This is a genomic window from Erysipelatoclostridium sp. AM42-17, assembly GCF_003480255.1.
In the GTDB taxonomy this organism is placed as follows: domain Bacteria; phylum Bacillota_I; class Bacilli_A; order Erysipelotrichales; family Coprobacillaceae; genus Faecalibacillus.
Genome location: NZ_QUIN01000039.1, coordinates 1 through 7,122 on the forward strand (window position 1 = coordinate 1; position 7,122 = coordinate 7,122).

Sequence of the window (7,122 nt, forward strand, 5' to 3'; positions counted from 1 at the left end):
ATCAATAAGAAAATTATGTTTTTTCTATTGATTTTTCATAGTAGGTCTCCTTAGCAAATTCCAATAATTTTTTATATAAAGCAAGTCCTACTTTTTTGATCGATATTCCTCTACAACAAAGAATTTTTTTAAAATAGCATAATGCTTATCCTTCATCATTAAACCAATCGTTCCTACTACTTTATCATCAGATAAGGCAACCCAAAATTGTCCTCCATTATCACAATAACTCTGTGTTATATCAAGTAAATCAGGTTGTTCATTAAGCGATAAATTTATCTTTGCCTCTTTATTTTGAATATTAAGAATAAGCTCAATAATCTCATGACGATACCTTTCGTTATATGTCTCTATCAACAAAATTATCACCCCATATTTTTATTGATAACTTTTTCATAAAAAACATTCCCTTTATTTAGTCATTTTTGCACTCATTTCTGACTTAACCCTATCATTTTTCTCTATTAAATACTTTTTAATCCTATCTTCCCTTTCATTAACACTCAAAACAAAATAATCTTGAAAAGATCGATAAGAATCACTTAAATTAATAAATTCTTCATCATTATTAATAATAAGTTTTATCCCGTGCGAAGGTTTTACCTCAATATAATTGGCTGTTACTTTCATATCGTCATTTATTAACTTAATATCTTTTAAAATAGTTTTTGTACTTACATTGCATAAAGCACTTAAACTTTTTGATGTAACATATTCCCCTGCTTCTTTTAAATATTTTAATATCATATAATTTCTATTATTCATAACGATATTATAATATCACATATGATAAACTGTCCACATCCATTTATCTCTTTGCTATTTCAAAATTACTTCGGGCAATAATAATTTAACTTTTCTTTAATGAAATTTAATATATTTGTTTAAAACATATTGACATTTACCATCTGTATACTATTATTATGAATAATAAATAGCCTGTCTCGGCACAATGAAGACTATAGATTTTTCTGTTTCTGAACATAACAGATTGTCTATAGTCTTTTTTATTAGAAATTACTAAATTCAAATAAAAGGAGACTATAACAATGACTAAAACAGAATGGATAAAAAAAATAACAATCATCGTGATTGGGTCAATTACAGCAGCTTATGGTATTACCCTTGCATTGTATGCAGGATTTGGAGGCGCAACTCTTGCAGTTTTGTGGCAAGGAATTTCTAAGACATTTCATGTAAGCATAGGAATGGCAACTCTAATCGTTGCCTTAGCTATGCTTATATTCGTATTTTTCTATGACAGATCACAAATACATATCGGCACGATACTTTATCAGATTGTATATAGCCTCTGTGTGGATATATTTGCAAAGACACATGTGTATAGTACGCATTTATGGGTGAATGCACTGATTATGTTGTCAGGAGTCATAATTTTTGCAATCGGAACAGGATTTTATGTTGCAGCCTCACTAGGGCGTGGTTCCTATGAAGCATTAACTTTTGCTCTTGCAAAGAAAAATGGCTGGCAAGTCAAAATAGTACGAATAATACTAGATACTGCAATAGTGATTGCTGGTGTTTTATTAGGTGGAAAGGTTGGCATATGTACAATTGTAACAATCATTATCTCAGGACCAGTTATTCAGCTTACATCAATAAAAACAAAAGAAATTTTTAAAATATAATCGTCAAATTATTTGTTATTGATTTTATATTTGTTCTTAACAAACATCAATTGACACTGACTTATCTCTATATTATATTGAAATTATACAATACAAACAGGAGGTCCTTAAATGTCACTTATTGCTTATAAAAATGCTAACATTTTAGATGGTACAAAAAATATGATGTTACAAGAAAATAAAACTATTCTTGTAGAAGATAATATTATTAAAGAAATCATAAATAATGAAGATATTCCAAATAATACAAAGATAATTGATTTGAGTGGTCGATATGTTCTTCCCGGTCTTATTAATTTACATTGTCATTTGCCAGGTAGTGGTAAACCAACAAATGTTTCTAAAACAAATTCTAATCAATCTATTAACAAACTATTAGCTAATCCACTAGGTAGATATATTATTAAAAAGTTATGTTATAACTATGCAAAAATGGAATTATTGAGTGGTGTAACGACTATGAGAACTGTGGGTGGTTTAGATACAATTGATTCCCAAATTCGTGATGAAATCAATTCAGGTAAAATTATTGGTCCCCATATTTTAGCCGCCAATAAAGCCATTTCTGTTCCCGGTGGACATATGGCAGGTCTTTTAGCATATAGCGCCACTTCCAGCGATGAAGCAAGATTATATGTAGATAAGATTGCCCAAGCAAAACCTGATCTAATTAAATTAATGATTACTGGTGGTGTTCTTGATGCTGATGAAACCGGTGTGCCTGGTGCTATGAAAATGACAGAATCACAAATTGAAGCAGCTTGTAAAAGAGCGCATGAACTTGGATTTTATGTAGCAGCACATGTTGAATCAAGCGAAGGAGTAAAAGCCGCCCTTGTTAATGGAGTTGATACAATTGAACATGGAGCCACTTTAGATGATGAACTGATTCATCTTTTTAAAGAAAAAAAGGCAAAACTTATCTGTACCATTTCACCTGCTATTCCTATGAAACTATTGGATTCAAATATGATGCCTGATGAAAGATATCAAATTAATGGTACAATTGTATGTGATGGTATTATTTCAGCAGCTAAAACTGCTCTAGAAAATGGTATTCCTGTAGGTCTAGGAAATGATGTTGGATGTCCTTATGTTACACATTATGACTTTTGGCGCGAATTAGTCTATTTTAATAAATATGTTGGCGCAAGCACTAAAGAAACGCTTCATATCGCAACTCAAGGAAATGCTAAGATTGTTGGTTTGGACAATACCCTTGGAACGATTGAACCAGGAAAACAAGCAGATATGATCGTTTTAGATAAAAACCCTTTACTTAATCTTAAGTACCTTAAAAATGTTTCTATGGTTATAAAAGATGGAAAAACAGTTAAAGGAAAACTAAAAAAGAATAAAGAGATTGATCAATTGTTAGATAGTATTATTTAACAAACTAAAAAGAAGTATTATAAGTGAAAATAAATACTTCTTTTTTATTACCTCGTTTTTAAATTATTATTCAAATAATCTAAAAACGTTTGGATTATTTTTTCATTACCCATTTGTGATAAATCAAAATAATGTCTTTGTGATAACTGCTCTGGCATACATTTCTTTCCAGAATAATGATAAGGAAATGCATGGATATTATCCATACCTACTCCTCTTCCTAATTTATGAGCATTTTTATAACTTGCATCTTGTAAAAAAGGGGGAATGGGTACATCAGTTGAGTTTTGAGCATCATCCATAGCCATACTTATTCCTTTGGAAACTGTGTCAGACTTAGGAGAGCAACATACATATAAAGCAGCATGCGCTAATATTTTTGCTGATTCAGGCATTCCAATTCTTTCTATAGCTAAAAGTGCACTTGTAGCTACATTAAGTGCTTGTGAATTAGCAAGACCAATATCTTCACTGGCACATACACAAATTCTTCTAGCAATATATTTAATATCTTCTCCCGCTATAAGCATTCTAGCTAAATAATATAATGTAGCATCAGGATCAGTATGTTTCATAGATTCAATAAAAGCAGAAATAGCATCATAATGATGATCACCATCTTTATCATATTTTATCGCTTTTTTTTGAATACATTCTTCTGCTACAGCAAGTGTAATGTGAATATTGCCAGCTTTATTTTTATCTGTTGTCAAATAAGCTATCTCTAAAGCATTAAGAACACTTCTGGCATCACCACTAGCCATATCTGCAAGAAACATCTTTGCTTCTTCATCTATCATGATACTTTCATTTCCAAGACCTCGCTTTTGATCACTGAGCACCCGCTCAATTAAAGTGATTAAATCTTGTTTTTCTAATGGTTTTAATTCAAATATTTGACATCTAGAAAGTAAGGCATTATTAACTTCAAAATAAGGATTTTCTGTTGTCGCTCCAATTAAAATAACAATGCCATCTTCTACAAAAGGTAGTAAATAATCTTGCTGTGTTTTATTAAAGCGATGAATTTCATCAATGAACAAAATCGTCCCTTTATGATAGGCACTTTGATTAAATTTAGCTTCTTCAATTATTTTTTCTACATCTTTAATACCTGCATTTGTTGCATTTAATTTGCAAAAATGAGAATTGGTTGTATTAGCAATAACTCTTGCGATGGTTGTTTTTCCTACTCCTGGTGGACCATACAAAATAATCGATCCTAGTCTATCTGCTTTAATGGCTCGATATAATAATTTATTTTTTCCTAATATATGCTGTTGTCCAACAATCTCATCAATATCATGAGGACGCATTCTACTAGCAAGAGGCAACTTATTTGTATCATCATTCATATCAAACAAATTCATTTTTATTCTATCTCCTCTATTTTAACTACTTATTTTTTTATCTTTGTCACATGAAAATCACAACAGTTATCTCCTTGTGCCAAAGTCTTTGTACGATGTAATTGACCACCTTCATTTTTATAATTTCTTTCATCCATGTTGCATAAACAAGGAACAAATTCAAAACAATTTTCTCTTTTCCCTAATTTACAAATACCACATTTTGTATAAGTATTATAGAATTCATCAATTCCTTTTTCATAATGAAATTTCCAGTCAAGTTCATATTTTAGTGTTTGACCGGCTATGCTTTCTTTGACTTTCTTGTCTTGTACCTTATCTGTAAATAATGTGCATTTTTTATTTTTATGAGCATTTACCATAAAAGATGACTCAAAAACTGCATCAACCATCTTATTAACAACGTCGGGATTAATTTTATCAGGTCTAGCTTTATGTAAAGAAAAAACAAAAGCAGCTATATAAAGATTCATTTCTAATGAGCTACCACCTATATCCGGTGTTCTTAAAAGCATTTCTTTATATTCTTTTTTTACTGCTTTTTTATATTTTTTCATATCCATTTCAGGATAAATGATTGCAAGCCTAGCCAAAGCTGGTTTAAAACATAATAACTCTACTGCTTTTGCATAAATTCCATATTTTAACACTTTTATCACCTACTTACTTCTTCATAATGAGGGATTGAGTCTGTTGCCCCAAATCTTGTAACCGCAATAGCACTGGCTTTAGTAGCTAATTGTAATGTATCTAGTAAAGGCATGTTTTCTACAATCCCTCTAACAAAGTAACCAATATAAGTATCTCCGGCACCTGTTGTATCAACAGCCTCCACACTCATCGCTTTTACTTTTATATCATCTTTGTCTGTTAAAACTCTGCTTCCTTCTTTTCCCATAGTAAAAAGAATATGCGTACAAGGATATTTTTGTTTTAAGGCTTTAAGAATTGTTTCTTCATTTTCTTCACCACTTAAAGCAGCTCCTTCAGTTTCATTAACAATTAACCAAGTCACTTTATCAATTGGATAGTTTAGAATTTCATCATCATATGGTGCTGCATTAAAAAAGATTTTCATTCCTTTTTCATAACTATGTTCAATAATGTAAGGAACATTATTGATTTCATTTTGTAATACAATTATATCGTCTTTTGAAAAACGAGATAAAACTTCATCTATATATTCATATGAGATAGCTTTATTAGTACCACCATACAAAAGAATATGATTTTGTCCACTTTGATCCACTTCTATAATAGCGTGTCCTGTAGGTTTATCTGAGATTTTCAAATAATCAATATGAACTTTCTTTTCATCAAGCGTTTCTTTAAGCAAACTTCCATCATGACCTATCATTCCCGCAAAATAAGTTTCATTTCCCGCTAGTGCCATCGCAATAGCCTGATTAACACCCTTTCCACCACACTTTATAGCATAGTCAAGACAACTTTGTGTTTCTCCTGGCGCTGTAAAGTGATCTACTTTATATACATGATCCAAATTAGCGGATCCAAAACATAATACTTTCATTGTTACCTCCATCATTACTTATTTTTTAAAAAAATGAAAATCACAACAATCTCCACCATAACCTAATGTTTTTGTCCGTGTAAATCCTATTTTTTAAGACCTCCATATGTTACATCATCAACATCACAAAACAATCAACATAGTTCTAAACAACCATTTTCGTCGCAAGCTGTATGCCAAAGACATTTTTTTATTGTTACATCAAAATAATCTTTGCCATGTTTTTGTTTACTTTCTTGTAAATCAGTAGTACGCATAATTTTAAGAAATATATGACTATAGATGTGATAAAATCCTGGTACTAATTCCATTTTTGCCGTTGATAAATGCTTTTTATAAGCCACTTTATTCATCATATATTTTTTCATATACTGATATCCATCTTCCTTGGTCAAGTCTTCTAACAAAACTTTATATAATGCTATACGTGGTAGAATGGTTTGAATAAGTGTTTTCATCTGTTTTTTAGACTTATTTGTTGTATTTTCAATAAGTTCACTAAGTATTTTTTCCTGTCGAATAAACAGTTCATCACCCTTATTTTGATTAAATTCTTCAATCAAAAATAACTTAATTTGTTTTTGTTGTTTAATTTTCATTATGTTGCACCTCTTTAATGCCAACAATCCTTTTGACAACTTTATTATAACTCTTATCGCAAGAAAAAGAAGTATTCATACTTCTTACAAAGTTCAAATACTTCTCTAGATATCTCATAAAAGTTATTACTAACGTTTTGAGAATTCCAAGCTCTTATAAAACAAGGACTTAGCATTGATTTTGTTGCATACGAGTTGCATTGCCAAAACATCTTAAATCTCTTATATGATATTAAATAATCTAAATCAGTAATTATCTTGCTATAAAAACTATACCAATTCCCTATTCCCATGTGACTTTGGCATTGAAACTACAATAAATTCAATTTCATTATCAGATGCATTACTCATTTGATGTACTTCCATAGGAGAAACTTCAATTCCAGTTCTTTCTTTAAACTTTACTGTTTCATCTTTAAACTTCATTTTTGCTTCTCCAGAAAGAATATAAAAAACTGTTTTGATTTATGATGAAAGTGCATATCTTCTTCTGTATGCGGTGGCATTTTCTCTACTTACAACCTTCATAATGGATTGTCAACACTTTTTTGGACACTTTTTATGAGAACGCACGATATTCA

General features: G+C 30.4%; 9 protein-coding genes. 2 read left to right on the forward strand and 7 right to left on the reverse strand.

Annotation, left to right across the window (positions count from 1 at the left end):
• Window positions 1–87: 87 nt before the first annotated feature.
• A complete protein-coding gene (locus DW911_RS10685; protein ID WP_199589211.1) occupies window positions 88–357 on the reverse strand; it encodes a GNAT family N-acetyltransferase in 270 nt (89 codons plus the stop codon).
• Between the two features lie 54 nt (window positions 358–411).
• The gene (locus DW911_RS10690; RefSeq protein WP_158575446.1) at window positions 412–747 is read right to left on the reverse strand and encodes an HTH domain-containing protein; all 336 of its coding nucleotides are present in this window, start codon (window positions 745–747) and stop codon (window positions 412–414) included.
• 302 nt (window positions 748–1,049) lie between these two features.
• Here DW911_RS10690 and DW911_RS10695 point away from each other — a divergent pair, with 302 nt between their 5' ends.
• Both DW911_RS10695 and DW911_RS10700 read left to right on the forward strand, forming a co-directional pair.
• Window positions 1,050–1,649, forward strand: coding sequence for a YczE/YyaS/YitT family protein (locus DW911_RS10695; protein WP_118434191.1), 600 nt, complete (start codon window positions 1,050–1,052; stop codon window positions 1,647–1,649).
• A 111-nt stretch (window positions 1,650–1,760) separates the two neighbouring features.
• A complete protein-coding gene (locus DW911_RS10700) occupies window positions 1,761–3,041 on the forward strand; it encodes an amidohydrolase family protein (protein WP_118607808.1) in 1,281 nt (426 codons plus the stop codon).
• A 47-nt stretch (window positions 3,042–3,088) separates the two neighbouring features.
• Here the strand turns inward: DW911_RS10700 and DW911_RS10705 are convergent, their stop codons facing one another.
• From DW911_RS10705 to DW911_RS10730, 5 genes are all read right to left on the reverse strand, one after another.
• Window positions 3,089–4,411: a replication-associated recombination protein A gene (locus DW911_RS10705; protein WP_118607809.1), complete on the reverse strand. Its 1,323-nt coding sequence runs from the start codon at window positions 4,409–4,411 to the stop codon at window positions 3,089–3,091.
• A 29-nt stretch (window positions 4,412–4,440) separates the two neighbouring features.
• Window positions 4,441–5,061 carry an L-2-amino-thiazoline-4-carboxylic acid hydrolase gene (locus tag DW911_RS10710; protein WP_118434194.1) on the reverse strand — a complete coding sequence of 207 codons (621 nt, stop codon included), beginning with the start codon at window positions 5,059–5,061 and terminating at the stop codon, window positions 4,441–4,443.
• 5 nt (window positions 5,062–5,066) lie between these two features.
• Window positions 5,067–5,942, reverse strand: coding sequence for a ribokinase (locus DW911_RS10715; RefSeq protein ID WP_118607810.1), 876 nt, complete (start codon window positions 5,940–5,942; stop codon window positions 5,067–5,069).
• Window positions 5,943–6,076: 134 nt separating this feature from the next.
• Window positions 6,077–6,541, reverse strand: coding sequence for an L-2-amino-thiazoline-4-carboxylic acid hydrolase (locus DW911_RS10725; RefSeq protein WP_118434196.1), 465 nt, complete (start codon window positions 6,539–6,541; stop codon window positions 6,077–6,079).
• 270 nt (window positions 6,542–6,811) lie between these two features.
• Window positions 6,812–7,006: a cupin domain-containing protein gene (locus tag DW911_RS10730; protein ID WP_118434197.1), complete on the reverse strand. Its 195-nt coding sequence runs from the start codon at window positions 7,004–7,006 to the stop codon at window positions 6,812–6,814.
• Window positions 7,007–7,122: the final 116 nt, after the last annotated feature.